The sequence below is a fragment of the Acinetobacter sp. V89_7 genome (genome assembly GCF_029967895.1).
Lineage (GTDB): Bacteria > Pseudomonadota > Gammaproteobacteria > Pseudomonadales > Moraxellaceae > Acinetobacter > Acinetobacter soli.
This window is the reverse complement of sequence record NZ_JASCAJ010000030.1, coordinates 87,407-105,708: the sequence shown is the minus strand read 5'-3', so window position 1 is coordinate 105,708 and position 18,302 is coordinate 87,407. Positions and strand designations below refer to the sequence as shown.

Sequence of the window (18,302 nt, the reverse complement as noted above, 5' to 3'; positions counted from 1 at the left end):
TAGCTTTACTCAAGCGAATACGTTGCTCAACCATAAAGGAATATGGAATGAATCATTTGGAAAAAATAAATTCAGCTTTACAAACAACACATTTAGTTAATCAGATTGATGTAAATGCAGCCCCGATTCTTCTTTTGCGTGATGAAGAACATAATTCTATATTTGATCGATCTATACACCAAACCTGTGATGAACTGTCAAAAATCGCCTATGACTCCGAAATGGCAATAGGATTAACTGACCATCAAGGTACATTACTATGGACCTGGAGTAGTCGAACGATGTTATCGTCTGCAGAACAAGTCAATTTTATTGAAGGTGGTCACTGGTCTACTCAAGCTGTGGGTAAAAATGCCATCGGTATGGCGCTCAATAGCCATCGTTCGAGTTGTGTACATTCTCATGAAAATCAGATGAATAGTGTACGAGACTGGGTGTGCTATGCAGCCCCTATTATTGATCCAGTATCTAATCATTTTCATGGTGTTATTAATTTATCGACCAAGTATAAAAAACACACGCCTTTGGGGGTTTTAGCTGTTGAGCGTTGTGCCGACTTAGTACGTCAATCGCTGTTAACTCAACAAAAAAATATTTTATATATTCATGCATTAGGAACACCAAGAATTGTATTTAATCGAACACCCCTAGTGTTAACTCATCGCCAAATTGAAATTTTATGCATTCTGGTTCTACGTCCAAAAGGTATCAGTTTGGATGAGCTACATTATGCTTTGTATGGCGATCGAGACGTTAGTGTCAAAACGCTTAAATCAGAATTATCTCAATTACGTAATCTGTTGCCTAACTGCATTGATTCCCGAGTATATAAATTAACTTGTGAAGTTGAATGTGATTTTTTAAAAGCTGAACATTCTTTAAGTGCCGGATTTTTAGCGAGCACTTTTTCTTTATATAAAGGAAGTTTTCTGTCTAAAACTGAAAGTCCTTATCTTTGTGCATGGAGAGAAAGTTTTGATGCTCGTTTAAGCTATTTAATTTATCAACTACAGGATGTAGATCAACTACTAAAAATTATCGGTTATTTACCAGAGCGAGTCGATGCCGTGCAACGTTTGCTTGAATTGATCCCCAAAGATAGTATCTATCACGATCGTTTTTCAAAATTTGTTTAAGCAGATTGAGTTAATTGAGATCATTACGACCTACAATGTGATGAGAACCAAAAAGTCTAGAACTCAATATTGATTCTAGACTTTTTCCTAAATTTATACTGGAACGCTTGCTATTACATCTTCTCGAGACCAAAGTCTGTGATTCTGTATGGCTAATTTAAATTTATCCTGTTGATCTTTAAAAGACTCACTAATGAAAATAGCATCATCTTGATGGATACCAAAATAATCGAGAAGTGACTTTTTATCGTCAAGCAAATAGATGGGTTTCAGATGCTTATAAGTTTCTAAAACATAATATTTTGCTACGCCATCGGCTTTAAAAGTATCTAAATTATCTCCATCAATCACGACAATAGCATCATAAGTGACAGATGGTTCTCCATTTTGGCGACCATCAACTGCAATTTCTTTGCCATCTTTAGATTTAACGGGAGCTGCACTTGGAGCAAGAACTTCCGCAACAGCATTTTCACCTTCAGCCCATGCTTTGACTGCATCTACCGAACTAGCATTTGCGCCATTATGTACCAAGATTGCGATTTTTCGTTGTTTAATATCCGGTGCTTTAAAAGCATCGATACTCAGTTTTTCAGAAATTTTCACCTGGCTTTGCTGATCTGTTTCAGGTTGCATTAATGGCTTTAAGCCGAGTTCATTTGCAACATATGTGGCAAGACCTTTATCAATATTCACTAGAACTCGATCGATAACTCGCTGACGAATCGCTTCATCTTGTACTTTTGATAATTCAAATGCATAAGCATCTTTTATATGCTGTTGTTCATGTTTTTTTAAACTGCTGTAATGAAGCGTAGCTTGAGAGAAATGATCAGCAAAACTTTCAGGACGCACACGCAATTTACTTGCTTCTACAGGTTCAGGATAAGAGCTAAACGCACCTTTGTCTTGATCAGCTTCACGTGGCCAATTTTCATCTACTGAATTTGGCTCATAATTTGCCTTTCCTTTGTAAACTTCATGGTTGGCAAAACCTCCACGTCGGTTAGTATGAAAAGGACATACAGGTTTATTGATTGGAATCTGATTGAAATTGGCTGTGCCTAATCGGTGGAGATGCGTGTCTGTATAGCTAAATAAACGCCCTTGAAGTAAAGGATCATTACTGAAATCGATTCCTGAAACAATGTTTGCAGGACTAAATGCAACCTGCTCTGTTTCAGCAAAGAAATCATCTGTATTACGGTTAAGTACGAATTTACCTAATGGCGTTACCGGTACTAGCTCTTCAGGCACAAGTTTTGTCGGATCTAGTACATCAAAATCCCACTGAGCAGCCTCTTCCTCAGTGAAAATTTGGGCTCCTAGTTCCCATTCTGGATAATTTCCATTTTCAATTGCATCCCACAAATCACGGCGATGAAAATCCGGATCTTTACCATTTAGCTTCAATGCTTCATCCCAAACAACCTGAGCGACGCCTTGTTTTGGTGTCCAATGAAATTTAACCAAATGCGCTTTGCCTTGCGCATTAATTAATCTGAATGTATGTACACCAAAGCCTTGGATAGAACGTAAGTTACGAGGAATAGCTCGGTCAGACATGACCCAAGTCGTCATATGCGCGGTTTCAGTATTTAAAGAAACAAAATCCCAAAACGTATCGTGTGCAGATTGCCCTGTAGGAACTTCGTTTGGATCTTCAGGTTTAACAGCATGAACAAAATCAGGAAATTTAATCGCATCTTGAATGAAAAATACCGGAATATTATTCCCAACTAAATCATAATTGCCTTCTTGCGTGTAAAATTTAATTGAGAATCCACGTACATCTCGGACGACATCTGCTGATCCTCGCCCACCTTGTACCGTTGAAATACGGGTAAAAATAGGTGTTGGGTGAGTTGTATCTGTAAGAAACTGAGCCTTCGTCCATTTCTCATTTCCCTCATACGCTTCAAAATAACCATGTGCACCAAAGCCACGAGCATGAACAACTCGCTCTGGTATACGTTCACGATCAAAATGAATTAATTTATCTCGTAGTAGAAAATCTTCCAGTAACGTTGGTCCACGATCACCAATTTTTAAACTATTTTGATTATCAGATACAGGAACACCCAGTGAACTCGTGAGTGTCTTCCCTTTAGGATCGACATAACTTTCATTTTCGAATTGTGTGATCTTGGCATTGTATTTATTGGATTTTCTGCTCATTGTTTTTTTCCTAGTTCGTATTTTTAAAAAATACAAAAACTGTGAATGATATTTATAGACTTCAAGATAGTATCTGAGAATTAAGTACTTTTTTGCATATGATACGGTTTGATAACGTTAAAGCAACAATCTAAATGCTACATATACTCACCATCTTACTTATTGATTGCCGTATCAGTCTGCTCAAGAATAAATATGGAGCTTATAATTTTACTTGTTTAAACTATTAGCGGATCTTCCCTGAAATTAACGAAGTTTGAAGTCAAAATATATTTGCAATCAGTTCAGTCTTTTTTAAATTAGCTTTATTTAAGTTTTATTCACATTGATCATTCATATTCAAATTTATTCAATTTTTACTCCATAGAATGCTAAAAAATATTGCATTCATATATGAATATGCGTATATTCGAAATATCAAATATATAAGCGACAATGTATGAATCAATCTGATTTCTTCAAGTGTCTTTCCGATCCGACTCGACTCGATATTCTTAAGTTGATTTTGGCTCGGCACAATGTCTGCGTGTGTGAACTGACAGAACATTTACAACTCAGTCAACCCAAAATTTCCAGACATTTAGCCCTGCTTCGCAACCTTTCCATTTTACTGGATCAAAGACAAGGACAATGGGTGTATTACCGCTTAAATCCGAACCTTCCAGAATGGGCCAAAGATATTTTGAATATCCTGTCAAATCTGTCTGATCACTCTATCAATTTAGCCAATGCACAATCATCCATCCCAACTCATTGCGAGTAAGCACCAATGAAATTCTTGTTTTTATGCACCGGAAACAGTTGCCGCAGTATCCTTTCTGAAGTGCTGTTTAATCATCGGGCTCCGGCAGGCTGGACAGCCTATAGTGCAGGCAGCCAACCATCAGGACAGGTCCACCCTCTCACTATCGAAACCCTAGAAAATATGGGTCTTTCAACTGATGGATTATGGAGTAAAACCATTGATGACTGCGAGCAATACCAGCCAGATGTTGTGATCACAGTCTGTGATTCAGCAGCGCAAGAACCTTGTCCACTGTATTTAGGTACAGCGATTAAAGCACATTGGGGCTTGGCTGATCCTTCACATTTAGATTTGCCAAAAGAAGAAAAACTACAAGCATTCCAAGTGACGGTTAAACATATTCATCGTCGTTTGGATGCTTTGTTTGCACTAGATAGCGCAAATATGACGCGTACTGAATTGATCGCAGCGATTAATCAGATCTCAAATATTAAATGAGAACATCATGGCTCGACAAAGACTGTCTTTTCTAGATCGTAATCTTACGCTATGGATTTTTATTGCCATGGCATTAGGAATCGGTATTGGCGTTTTCTTTCCGCAGGTCTCTGTTTCTTTGAATAAAATGAGTATTGACTCAGTCAATATTCCAATTGCGTTGGGACTGATTTTGATGATGTATCCACCGCTTGCCAAAGTGGACTATGCTGCTTTACCGCAAGTATTTAAAGATAAAAAAACCTTAACTCTGTCGTTGGTGCAAAATTGGATTATTGCGCCTGTTTTGATGTTTGCTTTGGCGATTATTTTTTTGCAGAGCTACCCTGAATACATGACGGGTTTGATCCTGATTGGTTTAGCAAGATGTATTGCGATGGTTCTGGTTTGGAATGGTCTGGCCTGTGGCGATAATCAATATGTTGCCGCATTGGTGGCTTTCAACAGTATCTTTCAGATTCTATTTTTTAGTACGTATGCTTGGCTGTTTCTCACTTTTTTACCTCCGTATTTTGGTGTTGCAGGTCAAGTTATTGATGTTAATTTCTGGACGATTACTCATGCGGTATTGGTTTATTTAGGAATTCCGTTCTTACTCGGTTTTATCACTCGATTCTTATTTGTTCGAGCCAAAGGTTTAGTTTGGTATCAACAAGTCTTCTTGCCCAAGATCAGCCCGCTCAGTTTACTTGCTTTATTGTTTACGATTGTGGCGATGTTTAGCCTCAAAGGAAACGATGTGGTGAGCTTACCTCTGGATGTATTACGCATCGCAATTCCATTGACGATTTATTTTATTGTGATGTTCTTCATTAGCTTCTTTATGAGTAAATGGATGGGAAATGACTATCCTAAAACCACTGCAATTTCATTTACCGCTGCGGGAAATAATTTTGAATTAGCGCTAGCTGTGGCAATCGCAACTTTTGGTTTAGCTTCTCCTGTGGCATTCACGACAGTGATCGGACCTTTGGTTGAAGTTCCCGTATTGATCGCATTGGTCAGCGTATCTTTATGGCTTAAAAAGAAGTTTTTCAAAGCTGAGGTGTAATTTCGATGTCTCTCCCAAATATAGATATAAATCTTCTCGACCAACCAACTTTAGAAAAAGTACAAGCCAAAGCATTGGATCATCCACCACGTATACTTTTGCTTTATGGCTCAAATCGAGAACGTTCATACAGTCGATTGGCAGTGTTGGAAGCAGGACGTATTCTTGAGCACTTCGGTGCTGAGGTAAAAATTTTTCATCCCAAAGAACTTCCTTTACCCGAAGACAGCGATGCTGCACATCCCAAAGTTAAAGAATTGCATGAGCTTTTAGCTTGGTCTGAGGGAATGGTATGGTGCTCACCAGAGCGACATGGCGCTATGAGTTCGATTTTAAAAGCGCAGATCGATTGGATTCCGTTAGCAGCTGGCGCTATCCGTGCAACTCAAGGCAAAACTCTTGCAGTGATGCAAGTTTGTGGTGGCTCACAGTCATTTAATGCAGTCAATCAATTGCGAATTCTGGGTCGGTGGATGCGTATGATCACGATCCCAAATCAATCTTCTATTCCAAAAGCATTTTTAGAATTTGATGAGTCAGGACGTATGAAACCTTCATCTTATTACTCTCGAATTGTAGATGTTATGGAAGAGTTGTATAAATTTACCCTTTTAACTCGAGGACAGTCCGCATATTTAACAGATCGTTATTCTGAACGTGTTGAAACTGCGGAAGAGCTGTCGAAACGAGTCAATCAGAAAAATATTTAATTTTAGAAACAGAGCATTAAAAATTTGGAAGCTATACACCATTTTTAATGATGTTGATAGCTTCCCATTTAAGCATTCAAATAATTTCTATAATCTCTATTTAATTTTAGATATTCAAATAAAATCGATCCTCATTCACTTCTCTTGGTTTTCCATAATGAATACATGATACCGATAAATAAAATGGCAAAGGTAATGGAAAGTGATAGTGCTGGAGGAATTTTAGCAATACCCAGGCCATCTGCGATAAAGATCTTTGAACCAATAAAAACCAGTAATACAGCTAAAGCGTATTTCAAATAGTGGAAGCGATCTACAAAGTACAGCGCTCTTAAGCCTAATATGGCGAAGATATTAGACGTATACACAATAAAAGGATCAGTGGTGATCGCAAAAATTGCAGGTACACTATCAATTGCAAAAATCAAATCTACAAACTCGATCATGATTAAGGCCAAAAATAGTGGAGTCATGAACCATGCTAATTTATTTGTTTTTGGATCGGTTTGTTTAACCCAAAACTTTTCTGCATGAAGTTGATCTGTCACTCTAAAGCGCTTTTTGATAAAGTTTAAGATCGGTGAATTTCCAACCTCATACTGTTTATCGACACTCAGCCACATTTTTATTCCGGTCAAAATGAGAAAGCCAGCAAAGATATAAAGTACCCAAGAAAACTGGCTCACTAAGGTTGCGCCTAAGCCAATCATTATGGCTCTAAGAATGATAACGCCGATGATTCCCCAAAATAAAACCCGGTGTTGATAAATTCTAGGGATAGAGAAATAGGTAAAGATCATGGCAATGACAAAAATGTTATCCATCGCCAGCGATTTTTCAATAACAAAGCCAGTAACGTAGTTAAGTCCTGCCGTAGGGCCAATATACCACCAGACCCATGCACCAAATAACAAACCTAGAGTGATATAAAATGCTGAAAGACCTAGACTTTCTTTCACACCAATCTCTCTAACATTACGGTGTAACACCCCTAAGTCTAGAACAAGTAAGACAAGAACGATGACGATGAAAAATAACCACATCCACACCGGTTTATCTAAAAATTCTGAAAACAGAATATCCATTTATTTTCTCTACTTATGTTTGTATTTATTCAGAAAAATATGCTGAAATTGCTCATTATTCGTCAAGCCAAATATTGTATTTAGCCTCTTCGGGTAAACTCAATCCTAGCGATATGAGTAAATACTTGCAGATCTACTTTTTATTTGTAATGATTATTGGTGGGTGTCTAGCAATGCTAAGGCAGGTAATTGTTGCAGTCGGGCCGCTGCAATGCCTACATAGAGCACGCCCACATGTTTAATCTAAATTTATTCAATAAAATTTCTACGAATGTCCTGATCTTAAAAAGTGACCTTCAACTTGATACTGAATTAGAGCTAATAAGTAAATATAAGACGTCTATTTCTGATGACTATAGGCAAGCTATTGTTCTGATCCTTAAGGAACGTGGCTATTCCAGATTAGAAATTGGACTACTCCTAAAAGATAAAATTTAGGACATCACATTTATCTGAACTCCTCAAAGCATAAAGCTTTTTCTTTATGTCTGGTCTAGCTCAAACTTTGGATCTGATCTAAACTAATTATCTCATTGATTTTACTGTATTACATTTATTGTATTTTTGCATTTACCTAATCTTTAGACTATATAACCGAATATCATAATAATGAAATTAATAGAATCCAAATAATATGGACGGTAGAAATGGAAATAACATTTAATGCATTTTATACCCTTATATCGGCTGTAATCGTTCTCTTATTAGGGCGATTTCTAGTCAACAAAATCGAGTTCTTAAATCGTTATAACATTCCTGAACCTGTAGCAGGTGGTCTGGTTGCCGCTATTATATCTATGTTTTTGCATAATATTTGGGGCTAAGCATCACGATAAGTAATGAATTACAAACAAGTTTTATGCTCATTTTCTTCGCATCAATTGGTTTGAGCGCAAACTTTTCGAAATTGCGTGAAGGTGGAATGGGTTTAGTGGTTTTCTTAGTGTGTGTTGCTTCTTTTATCATTCTACAAGATTTTGTGGGAATAGGTTTGGCTACACTATTAGGAATTGATCCCCTTATAGGTTTGATTGCTGGTTCAATTACATTAACTGGTGGCCATGGTACTGCAGGTGCATGGGAAGAAATCTTAGAAGTTGAACATGGTATTCAAGGTGCATTAGCTTTAGGTATGGCCAGTGCAACCTTTGGTTTGATTATTGGTATCACTGCAATTATGGCAATTAACTGATTTAGCTGGCTCACTGGTTGTGATCTTGGGTGCGCAAACATTAACGATTGCACTGTATGCAGCCTTTGTAACATTCCGAGTTATAGGAAAAAATTACGATGCTGCGGTGCTGTCAGCAGGTCATTGTGGTTTTGCGATGGGTGCAACACCAACTGCTGTTGCTAATATGCAAGCAATTACCAATATGTATGGTCCGTCGCATAAAGCCTTTTTGATTGTTCCACTCTGCGGCGCATTTTTTGTGGATCTTATCAATGCAACAGTTATTCAGTTAATCTTGAAGTTTATTGGTTAAAGCGAGCTTGATCAGAGCATATCTGATCAAGTTTTTGATATAATTTATCTAATTCTATCTTATACATTAAACGTTTTTCATAGATCATTCTTTACTTATATCCAAGTTATAGGTCTTTGCGATTCAAGTAAATCTCAAATTCAGTGCTTTTATTTCTATTTCATTAACGTTCATCAAGAACGCTTAAAAGTTGTTAGATGGCCATTAAAACTAATAAAAATATCCGCTATCCGATTAGACATTTTTATAAAATCACTATACTTTAAAAACATTCATGACCTTAATTTTAGTACGCTTCGGTATTCTCTTGAACACATCCTATCATTCCTGTGATTTATCCAATAAAACCATTCTTGTAGTCGAAGATGACTTTGACATTGGTGATATTCTTGAAAGATATTTAAAAAAAGAAAATATGCATGTAATCCGTGCTATACAAGGTCAACAGGCACTAGAATTATTAAAAGTCCATGCTATTGATCTCGTGATCTTAGATATTAAACTGCCAAAAAAAAATGGTTGGGAAGTATTAACCGTTTTAAGACAGTACAGCAATATTCCTGTGATTATGCTCACCGCTATGGACGATTTTGACAATAAAATTATGGCATTAAAAATGGGTGCCGATGACTTTGTGGTGAAACCCTTTAATCCGAATGAAGTGATTGCTCGAGTAGAAGCCGTATTACGGCGCAGTACCTTACAGCAGCAACAAAAGAAATATCTGAACTATAAATCCATTGAAATTGATCTTGAACAACATTTGGCGTATGTGCTTCAACATGATCAAAAGCAAATGCTGAATCTCACGCTGACAGAATTTAATATTCTAAAGTTGATGTTGCAAAGTCCGAATAAGGTATTTACCCGGACTGAATTAATTGAGAAGTGCATGCCCGAAAAAACGACACTTGATCGTACCGTAGACAGCCATATCAGTAACTTACGGAAAAAGCTTGAACAAAAACGCGCTTTGGGATATTTCATCAATTTACGTGGTGTAGGCTACCGATTAGATCAAAATCATGAGAACTAAACTGAATAAAAATTCGATTGGTATTAGCGCTCAACTACTGATTATGATGAGCGTACTGAATCTGGGAATAACTATTTTCTCTTTTGGTTTAGGTTATTTGGTTTATGGCTGGGCAACAGAAAAAGGTTTACTCGATCTCAAGAACGCTTGCCCTGATAATTTTTCTTTTACTTCAGTAGACTATCTGTGGACTTTTTTGGTCGTGTTGACCGGCTTTTTGCTGTCCACTTTTTTAGCTTTCAGATACGCTAAACGTTACACTCAGCCTATCAATGCACTGGCCAATGTCGTAAAACAAATCCAGCAAGGAAATCTTTCATTAAGAATTGAACAGCAACAAGCACACATTCCACATGAACTTATGTCATTAATCCAGAATTTTAATGCCATGGCCAATCAGCTCGAGATCTCAGTCAAAAACTCTACTCTTTGGAATGCGGCAATTGCACATGAACTTCGTACCCCGATCACTATTTTACAGGGTCGATTACAAGGAATAGTCGATGGTGTTTTTGAAGCAGATCCGCAGTTACATCAAAGCTTGCTCAGTCAAGTAGAAGGATTATCTTACTTGGTTGAAGATTTACGTACGCTGACTTTGGTTGAAAACCAACAATTTCGTTTAGATATCCAAGAAACAAACCTTCAGAACAGTATTTTTAAGTGCTTTCAAATGTTTCAAGATCGCTTTGAACACAAAGGATTGCATGTAGTTTTTAATTTGACCCATGAAACAGCGCGATGTGATGTAACACGTATGGAACAGGTATTGATTGCCTTATTTTCTAATGCTTCACGTTATGCGGACGCTGGCAAACTTTCCATTACAACTAAAACAACCCAAGACCATTGGATTTTGATGCTTGAAGATCAAGGCCCAGGTATCGATGAGCAGCACCTCGAACACTTATTCAAACCCTTCTATCGTTTAGAAGAATCTCGATCACGCTCGGAAGGTGGCACTGGTCTGGGGCTTGCAGTGATCTATGCCATTATTGAGGCACATCAAGGACAAATCACCTATACGACATCAACAGATTTAGGTGGTAGCTGTTTTACCATTCTCTTAAAAAAGTCATAGCACCAAATAAAGTTCTCAAACCCTAGTTTTATCTAACCACTCTTTTTTCAATATGGCGTATTGGAGAGTATTTTCGTATTTTGGCGTTCCATCTTCATGCTGAACAAAAGAAATATATTCGACAAAACATCCTTCTTTACGCATACCTAACCGTTCACACAGTTTTTGTGAAGCATGATTATCTTCCTCGACATAAGCGTAGATTCTTCGTGCATTAAGCTGCTTGAAAAGATGATCTAAGAATGCATCAGCACTCTCATAGGCAAAGCCTTGGCCATGAAAAGCTGTATTGAAGTTCCATCCTACAGAGTAGGTATCTGGTTCTTCATGAATAAAAAATAGCTCCCCAATGACCTGATTGGTTTGTTTTAACTGAACTGCAAGATAATTTTTACTCTGCTGTCTTGTTTTTATTTTTTCAATCGCTTGTTCAATCTTTAAAATTTGTTCGTCAATAAAACAATTTACTTTCGGCTGAGAAAGATAAGCCAGCAAATCACTTGCGTCTTCAATTTCAAATGCTCGCAAAATCAATCGTGATGTTTCAATTCTTACTTGCATTAGATCAACCTCGTTTGAATACTCAACAACATTATCCTATGAGATAAAGCGGACACGCCTTATCTCATAACTATATTGGACATGAACTACTTGTGAGAATGTTTTCGTTGAGAGAATTTTTCTACAATGTTCATCACGAAAATAAAGAACACAGGAACAAAAAAGACTGCCAGAATGGTGGCGCTGATCATACCGCCAAACACGCCTGTACCAATGGCTTTTTGCGTTTCCGAACTAGCACCTGTTGCGATTACCAAGGGAATTACACCACAGGTAAATGCAAGAGATGTCATTAAAATAGGACGTAATCTTAGTTTTGCTGCGGCGACGGTTGCCTCAACCAAGCCCATACCCTCTTGTCTTAATGTTTTGGCAAACTCAACAATCAAAATCGCATTTTTTGCAGATAGACCAATAATGGTTATCAAACCCACTTTGAAGAAAATGTCATTGGGCATGCCTCGTACCATCACCGCGATAAACGCCCCGACCATGCCAAGAGGAACCACCAACATGACCGACAGAGGAATTGACCAGCTTTCGTACAGTGCAGCCAAGACCAAAAACACCACCAGCATCGATAAGATCAGTAAGAATGTGGTCTGTGCTTCAGACTGTCTTTCTTCGAGAGAAATTCCCGTCCACTCATAACCGACACCTTGAGGCAGTTGCGTAATGAGACGTTCCATTTCAAGCATCGCTTGCCCAGAAGAAAATCCTGTTGCGGGACTCCCCGTAATACTTAAAGACGGTCGACCATTGTAACGGTTGAACTGCTGAGGGGTATGCTGCCAGATTGGTGTGATCACTTCAGCCATCGATACCAGTTTACCACTCTGGCTATTCACTTTAATTTTACCAATATCTTCAATACTCATTCTAGATTTGGCATCTAGCTGTACAATCACTTGCTGCATACGATCCTGATTGGGGAAGTCATTGATATACATAGACCCCATAGAAGTCGAAATAATATCCGTGACATCGCTAAAGTTGACACCTAATGCCTGTAATTTTTCACGATCAATTTTTAGCTGTACCGTACTCCCCTCCGGTAGACCTTCAGCATATACGCCAGTAAGTTTTTTATTTTGCGTAGCAAGTGTAATGAGCTGATTTTGTGCTTTGATCAAAGCATCCATACCAATGTTGCCTTTATCTAGTAAACGCAAAGTAAAACCAGACGATGTTCCTAACTCATCGATCGCAGGGGGTAAAACAGACATTGTTTGCCCTTCTGAGCTATCGGTCATGGCCATATTGGCATTATTCACAACTTTCTGTGCAGTGATCGTTCGCTCTTTAAAATCGGTCAGATTGGTAAAAAACATGGCAGTATTTTGACCTGAACCGCTAAATCCAAATCCTAAAATCGCCATATTATCTTTAATGCCTTTTTCATGATTAAGAAATTGCTGAAATTCATTAACCACTTTAAGAGTGCGCTGCTGAGTGGCATCTGCCGGCAACTGAATGGATGTCATAAACCAGCCTTGATCTTCCTCTGGCATAAATGCCGTTGGCACCATTTTAAAACTGAAGATCAGTACAGCCACAATGCCAACAAAAATGAGCATCGCAGGCAAAACATGCCGGGTGACTCGAAACAGTACTTTTTCGTATTGATTATTCAGTTTTTCGAAATTTCGATCAAACCAGCCAAAAAATCCTTTTTTCTCTTGATGTGCATGAATAGGTTTTAATAGCGTTGCACATAAGGCAGGCGTTAATGTCAGCGCCAAGAATGCTGAAAACAGAATAGAAACCGACATAGTCATGGTAAATTGACGATAAATAATTCCCACAGAGCCTGCTGCAAATGCCATCGGTAAGAATACCGCAGCCAAGACTAAGGTAATCCCGATTATGGGATTGGTAATTTCAGTCATGGCTTTTGAGGTCGCTTCTACAGGAGACAAGTGTTCTGTTGCCATAATCCGTTCAACATTCTCAATCACCACTATCGCGTCATCCACAATAATTCCGATGGCGAGCACCATGCCAAACATGGTCAACACGTTAATTGAAAACCCTGCGATCAGCATGACTGAAAAGGTTCCCAGTAAGGCAATTGGTGCAACAATCGCAGGAATGAGGGTATAGCGAATATTGTGAAGGAATAAAAACATCACAATAAAGACAAGAACCATTGCTTCTATCAAAGTGGTAATTACTTTTTCAATCGATACTTTTACAAACGGAGCTGTATCGTATGGAATAGAAAATTTCATACCTTGTGGCAAAGAAGCACTGAGCTGATCGAGTTTTTCTTGAACCCCTTGAGCGGTTTTCACTGCATTGGCACCAGGGCTCATTTGAATAGCAATAGCTGTAGAAGGTTTACCATTTTCCAGAATGGCAAAATTATAAGATTGCGCACCAATTTCAATTCGAGCAACATCCGATAATTTTACATTCGCCCCATTTTTATTTGATTTGAGGCTAATATTTTCGAATTGTTCGATATTTTCCAGCTGACCTAAAGCGGTTAATGGAATGGTAATTTGCTGATCTTTTGATGCAGGCAAATCTCCGATTCGACCGGGAGAAATCGGAACGTTCTGATTTTGAATGGCTGTATTGACATCTTTAATACTAAGTCCATATGCAACCAAGCGATCAGGGTCGACCCAGATACGCATCGCCTTTTCTGCACCAAAATTTTGAACCTTACCTACGCCATTGACCCGTTTAAGCTCCTCAATCACAAAGCGAGCCATGTAATCACTCAGATCAACTTCAGAGTAACGATTATCTGAAGAATTAAGTCCCACAATCATCAAAAAACCAGATGATGCAGCATCAACCATCAAACCTTGCTGCCTTACCGACTGTGGCAGCCTTGATTCAATTGCTTTGATTTTGTTTTGTACATCGACTTGAGCAAGTTCAACATCTGTACCAGGCTTAAAGGTGGCTGTAATGGTTGCACTTCCTGAATTATCCGATGTTGAACTGTAATACAGTAAGTTTTTAACTCCTGACATCTCGCGCTCAATCAATGTGACTACACTGTCATTGAGTGTTTTAGGCGTCGCCCCAGGATAGGTTGCGGTGATACTGATTTGCGGCGGTGCTACACTTGGAAAACGGGCAATGGGTAATTTAGGAATACTCAATACCCCAAATAAAATAATAAATAGTGCAATCACCCAAGCAAAAATTGGTCTACGAATGAAAAACTGAGACATCTTAGTGTGCTCCTTTTTCAGAGGTAGCTACAGAGGGTTGCCAGATTTTAATTTTTAATTTCTGATCTGGCTGTATACGTTCCGCACCTTCAACCACGACCTTTTCACCAGCACTCAAGCCACTGGTTACTACATAATTACTTTGATAACGCTGCCCTAACCGAACAGGTTTAACAATAGTCTGTCCCTGTGAATTAATAACCGTAACATTGGTCTTTCCACTGATATCATGTTGAATTGCTCGTTCTGGTATCAAAATCGCGTTGTCAATTACAGCACGATTGATATTGACCCGCACATACATACCCGGTAGAAGTTCTTGCTGGCTGTTATTGACGAGAATACGGATTGTGACATCACCGGTATCAGGATCAACATTAGTATCTGAAAACAGTAATTTTCCCTTTGCCTGATAAGGCTTGCCCTGACTGTTTAAAATAACGACTTGAGGTTGCACATCGGATACTGTTCCTTGCTGTAACGCTTCTTGTAATTTCTCATATTCACTAATAGATTGTTTCACATCGACATAAACTTGATTGATCTGTTGAATGACAGCCATCGCTTTAGTATCTGCTTGACCAACCAATGCACCTTCCGTCACTAAAATCTGACCGATACGACCAGAAATAGGTGCTGTAACCGTAGAATATTTTAAGTTCAATTTCTGTCTGGTTAATGCTGCTTTTAGTTGAGCAACATCGGCTTTCGCTTGATGATAAGCTGTCTCAGTATTGTTATATTCTTGCTGACTAATTGCATGGCTTGACAATAATTGTTCATAACGGCCAAGAAGCGATTTTAAACGTATCACTTCAGCCTGAGCACGTTGTAATGTAGCTTGATTACTCTCTACATCTGCTTGCAAGATATCGGAATTAATTTTGAATAAAGACTGACCTATTTTGACATCAGAACCTTGTGTAAATAATACCTTTTCCACAATTCCTCCGACTTGTGGACGAATTTCGGCAATCCGATACGCTGCTACGCGTGCAGGTAGATTTTCAATAAGGTGAATTGGTTGCTGCTGTGCAGTAAAAACGCTGACAACCGCTGGTGGCTGTTCAGTTTGAATTTCTTCAGCATTTTTTTTGCAACCCATAAGCATGGCTGCACTCATCCCCAATACACAAAGCTTAAGATGAAAGTGTTTGTTCATTTTAACTACAACGAAATTAGTGACAGTTGGTATTGTTAAAACTTAGTTTCAAATTTCTGCCAATATTGTGTTGAGATTGTGTGGAGAGATACGTAAAGTTACAACTCGGGTATGTGGTCTACTTAAGTCTGTAAATTTATTTAATACTGCTGCTCGTGCATGAATCTTATTGACTTGGCTTTGAAAATTTCTCGCACTGAGTTTATCCCCTAGCAATTTCATGCAATATATGTTGGTTTCAACTAAATTCCACCAGTGATAGCCTGACCATTTCTTCCAAATAGTTCTTTCTAAACGCTTAACTGTTTGAAGCAACTTATTGCGTTTTAGCGAGCTCATCTTTTTATCTTTCGATAACTTCGCATTTTATCTTGGTGGAATCACTGCTTGTGCTTGCCGGTCCACAATGTATCAAATAGATGCTGAGATACTCCTAAATTAAGCTCATCACTACAGGGCGTTTTTAATTTTAGAAACTAAGCATTAAAAATTTAGACGCGATAACGCTATTTTTGATGCTGTCTAACGCTTCTCATTTAAGCATTTAAATAATTTTTTATAATCTCTATTTAATTTTGAATTTTCATATAATCTTGACTATTTTAGGCTCAAATGGCAGAGATATTTAAGATATAAACAATAAATGCATCAGCATTGTTGGTAAAAGCCAAACAAATACTGCCAGTCAAAAAACTCACAAAATTAATGCGCTACATTCCTGATAAATTTAACCGTATTTAATCCTGAATTGATGTAGGTGTAATGAGTAGAGCTTGGAAATACCAAACTTTCATTTGCTTTTAAAATATGCGCTGTATCGTTAATTTGAAGAGTAAGCTCGCCTTCCAACACCCATATCATTTCATGCCATCCATCGGCATCGGGTTCTGCTTCATACTTTTCCCCTGTACCCAAACACCATACCCACATTTCTGTCTGATGTTTTGATGGCATTGCACCCACTAAAGTTGCATAGCTCTCTGGTTGACTGCCTTTCCAAGCCAAGACATTCGTTAATTTTGGAAGATCATGAGCGTGATCACTTACAAGCGTTACAAAGTCTATTTTAAGAGCAGATGCAATTGCATCGAGTTTAGCCAAGCTAATATTCATCTGATTACTTTCCAGAGCTATCACTGTGCGCCTACTTAATCCGGCTAAATTTGCCAATTCAACCTGACTCAAGCTGGCTTTTTCTCTGAAATGCCTAATATTCTGCCCTACAAACTCTAATACCTTGTTGGTCATACGCTATCTATTGAATGTTTTGAGCAGTATATTGCACAAAAAAATAATTTAATGCAATAATGGGTAATATATTGCACATTTTGTTGGTCTTTCACTATGTCAATCACTTCGTCTTCAAAATTTCCTGAAATTGTATTGATCCTCATTACAATTCTCTGGGGCGGTACTTTTTTAGCCGTACATTATGCTCTGAACTTTACTTCACCAATTTTTTTTGTAGGTACACGCTTCGGTATCGCGGCAGCTGTTCTATTTCTAGTGTCTTATCAACAACTCAGAAATTTCAGCCTTCACGAAGTGATTGCGGGTTTTTTCATTGGTATCGTTATCGCCTTTTCTTATGTATTTCAAACGGTAGGCCTGCAAACGATCACAAGCAGTGAGTCGGCATTCCTCACGGCGCTTTATGTCCCTTTTGTGCCGATATTGCTTTTTCTTTTCTTTAAAAAAGTACCTGCGTTTAATATCTGGATCGGAGTTGTACTGGCATTTTTGGGTCTGCTTTTGCTTACCGGGAATAGTATGTCTCAAATAGATTTAAGTTACGGACAGATCATGACCATATGCAGTGCGATCGGAATTGCCATGGAGATTATTTTAATTGGATTCTTTGCGGGTAAAGTGAATTTAGGCAAGGTAACGTTTATTCAGCTTGTTGTGGCCTCAATTGCCTGTTTCGTAGCAATTCCTTTTAGCCAATCGGAATACATTCCTAATCTTTCGTGGCAGTTTATCCTGATTGTCGGTGCATTAGGAGGTGCGAGCGCATTAATTCAATTCGCAATGAATTGGGCACAACGTACGGTAGATCCATCAAAAGCTGCAATTATCTATTCTGGAGAACCTGTATGGGCTGCAATTTTTGGCCGTTTGGCTGGAGAACGACTATCAATATTATCGATTTTTGGAGGGATCTTAGTTTTATTGGGCGTGTTAGTCAGTGAGTTAAAGTTTAAAAAATTGTGGATTTATTTTTTTAAAAGATAGTGAAGTGACGATTTCTCTTTCAATAGGCATTTAAATGATTTGAGCTCGTCAAAACAAATCTGAATGCGCCACAAAAGACTTTTGAATTTCATATAAATATTTTTATATAAAACTATAATGGAAGTGTTTCACTTCCATTTTTCAAT

Annotated in this window: 15 protein-coding genes and 2 pseudogenes; 10 read left to right on the top strand and 7 right to left on the bottom strand. The window is 38.2% G+C overall.

Translation table 11 applies throughout. The features are described 5' to 3' along the window. The first annotated feature begins 47 nt into the window (after positions 1-47). Positions 48-1,136 carry a transcriptional regulator gene (locus QLG00_RS10385; RefSeq protein WP_282470931.1) on the top strand — a complete coding sequence of 363 codons (1,089 nt, stop codon included), beginning with the start codon at positions 48-50 and terminating at the stop codon, positions 1,134-1,136. Positions 1,137-1,229: 93 nt separating this feature from the next. On the opposite strand, the gene QLG00_RS10380 is transcribed toward QLG00_RS10385, so the two are convergent. Further along, positions 1,230-3,314, bottom strand: a complete 2,085-nt coding sequence (locus QLG00_RS10380) for a catalase (RefSeq protein ID WP_282470930.1) — start codon at positions 3,312-3,314, stop codon at positions 1,230-1,232. A gap of 439 nt (positions 3,315-3,753) precedes the next feature. Between QLG00_RS10380 and QLG00_RS10375 the strand changes: the two genes are divergently transcribed. The 4 genes from QLG00_RS10375 to arsH are packed head-to-tail and all read left to right on the top strand — an operon-like array spanning position 3,754 to position 6,318. After that, positions 3,754-4,077, top strand: coding sequence for a metalloregulator ArsR/SmtB family transcription factor (locus QLG00_RS10375; RefSeq protein ID WP_004937180.1), 324 nt, complete (start codon positions 3,754-3,756; stop codon positions 4,075-4,077). 6 nt (positions 4,078-4,083) lie between these two features. Then, positions 4,084-4,557, top strand: coding sequence for an arsenate reductase ArsC (locus QLG00_RS10370; protein WP_111812919.1), 474 nt, complete (start codon positions 4,084-4,086; stop codon positions 4,555-4,557). Positions 4,558-4,564: 7 nt separating this feature from the next. Beyond that, on the top strand, positions 4,565-5,608 hold the full coding sequence (arsB, locus tag QLG00_RS10365; protein WP_282470929.1) for an ACR3 family arsenite efflux transporter: 1,044 nt from the start codon (positions 4,565-4,567) through the stop codon (positions 5,606-5,608). A 5-nt stretch (positions 5,609-5,613) separates the two neighbouring features. Further along, positions 5,614-6,318 (top strand): arsenical resistance protein ArsH, encoded by a 705-nt coding sequence (gene arsH / locus QLG00_RS10360; RefSeq protein WP_004937174.1) that lies wholly within the window; start codon positions 5,614-5,616, stop codon positions 6,316-6,318. A 131-nt stretch (positions 6,319-6,449) separates the two neighbouring features. Here arsH and QLG00_RS10355 read toward each other — a convergent pair whose 3' ends face one another. Further along, a complete protein-coding gene (locus QLG00_RS10355; RefSeq protein WP_282470928.1) occupies positions 6,450-7,403 on the bottom strand; it encodes a TerC family protein in 954 nt (317 codons plus the stop codon). 234 nt (positions 7,404-7,637) lie between these two features. Here QLG00_RS10355 and QLG00_RS10350 point away from each other — a divergent pair, with 234 nt between their 5' ends. The 4 genes and pseudogenes from QLG00_RS10350 (at position 7,638) to adeS (ending at position 11,007) form a co-directional block, all read left to right on the top strand. Continuing rightward, positions 7,638-7,841, top strand: a complete 204-nt coding sequence (locus QLG00_RS10350) for a hypothetical protein (RefSeq protein ID WP_004937168.1) — start codon at positions 7,638-7,640, stop codon at positions 7,839-7,841. Between the two features lie 209 nt (positions 7,842-8,050). Then, positions 8,051-8,890, top strand: a pseudogene (locus QLG00_RS10345) (sodium/glutamate symporter). 274 nt (positions 8,891-9,164) lie between these two features. Continuing rightward, the gene (gene adeR / locus QLG00_RS10340; RefSeq protein ID WP_282470927.1) at positions 9,165-9,926 is read left to right on the top strand and encodes an efflux system response regulator transcription factor AdeR; all 762 of its coding nucleotides are present in this window, start codon (positions 9,165-9,167) and stop codon (positions 9,924-9,926) included. Continuing rightward, positions 9,916-11,007, top strand: coding sequence for a two-component sensor histidine kinase AdeS (gene adeS, locus QLG00_RS10335; RefSeq protein WP_111812914.1), 1,092 nt, complete (start codon positions 9,916-9,918; stop codon positions 11,005-11,007). Before adeR ends, adeS begins: the two co-directional genes overlap by 11 nt. Positions 11,008-11,022: 15 nt before the next feature. Here adeS and QLG00_RS10330 read toward each other — a convergent pair whose 3' ends face one another. The 5 genes and pseudogenes from QLG00_RS10330 to QLG00_RS10310 all read right to left on the bottom strand — a co-directional run bounded on the left by QLG00_RS10330 (position 11,023) and on the right by QLG00_RS10310 (position 17,169). Next, positions 11,023-11,568 (bottom strand): GNAT family N-acetyltransferase, encoded by a 546-nt coding sequence (locus QLG00_RS10330; protein ID WP_282470926.1) that lies wholly within the window; start codon positions 11,566-11,568, stop codon positions 11,023-11,025. An 86-nt stretch (positions 11,569-11,654) separates the two neighbouring features. Further along, positions 11,655-14,759: an efflux RND transporter permease subunit gene (locus QLG00_RS10325; RefSeq protein WP_282470925.1), complete on the bottom strand. Its 3,105-nt coding sequence runs from the start codon at positions 14,757-14,759 to the stop codon at positions 11,655-11,657. A 1-nt stretch (position 14,760) separates the two neighbouring features. After that, positions 14,761-15,921 (bottom strand): efflux RND transporter periplasmic adaptor subunit, encoded by a 1,161-nt coding sequence (locus tag QLG00_RS10320; protein WP_282470924.1) that lies wholly within the window; start codon positions 15,919-15,921, stop codon positions 14,761-14,763. Positions 15,922-15,969: 48 nt separating this feature from the next. Next, a pseudogene (locus QLG00_RS10315) lies at positions 15,970-16,329 on the bottom strand (hypothetical protein); the annotation flags it as partial. A gap of 294 nt (positions 16,330-16,623) precedes the next feature. Further along, on the bottom strand, positions 16,624-17,169 hold the full coding sequence (locus QLG00_RS10310; protein WP_025095973.1) for an XRE family transcriptional regulator: 546 nt from the start codon (positions 17,167-17,169) through the stop codon (positions 16,624-16,626). Positions 17,170-17,265: 96 nt separating this feature from the next. Here QLG00_RS10310 and QLG00_RS10305 point away from each other — a divergent pair, with 96 nt between their 5' ends. Beyond that, the gene (locus QLG00_RS10305; RefSeq protein ID WP_282470923.1) at positions 17,266-18,156 is read left to right on the top strand and encodes a DMT family transporter; all 891 of its coding nucleotides are present in this window, start codon (positions 17,266-17,268) and stop codon (positions 18,154-18,156) included. The last annotated feature ends 146 nt before the right edge of the window (positions 18,157-18,302 follow it).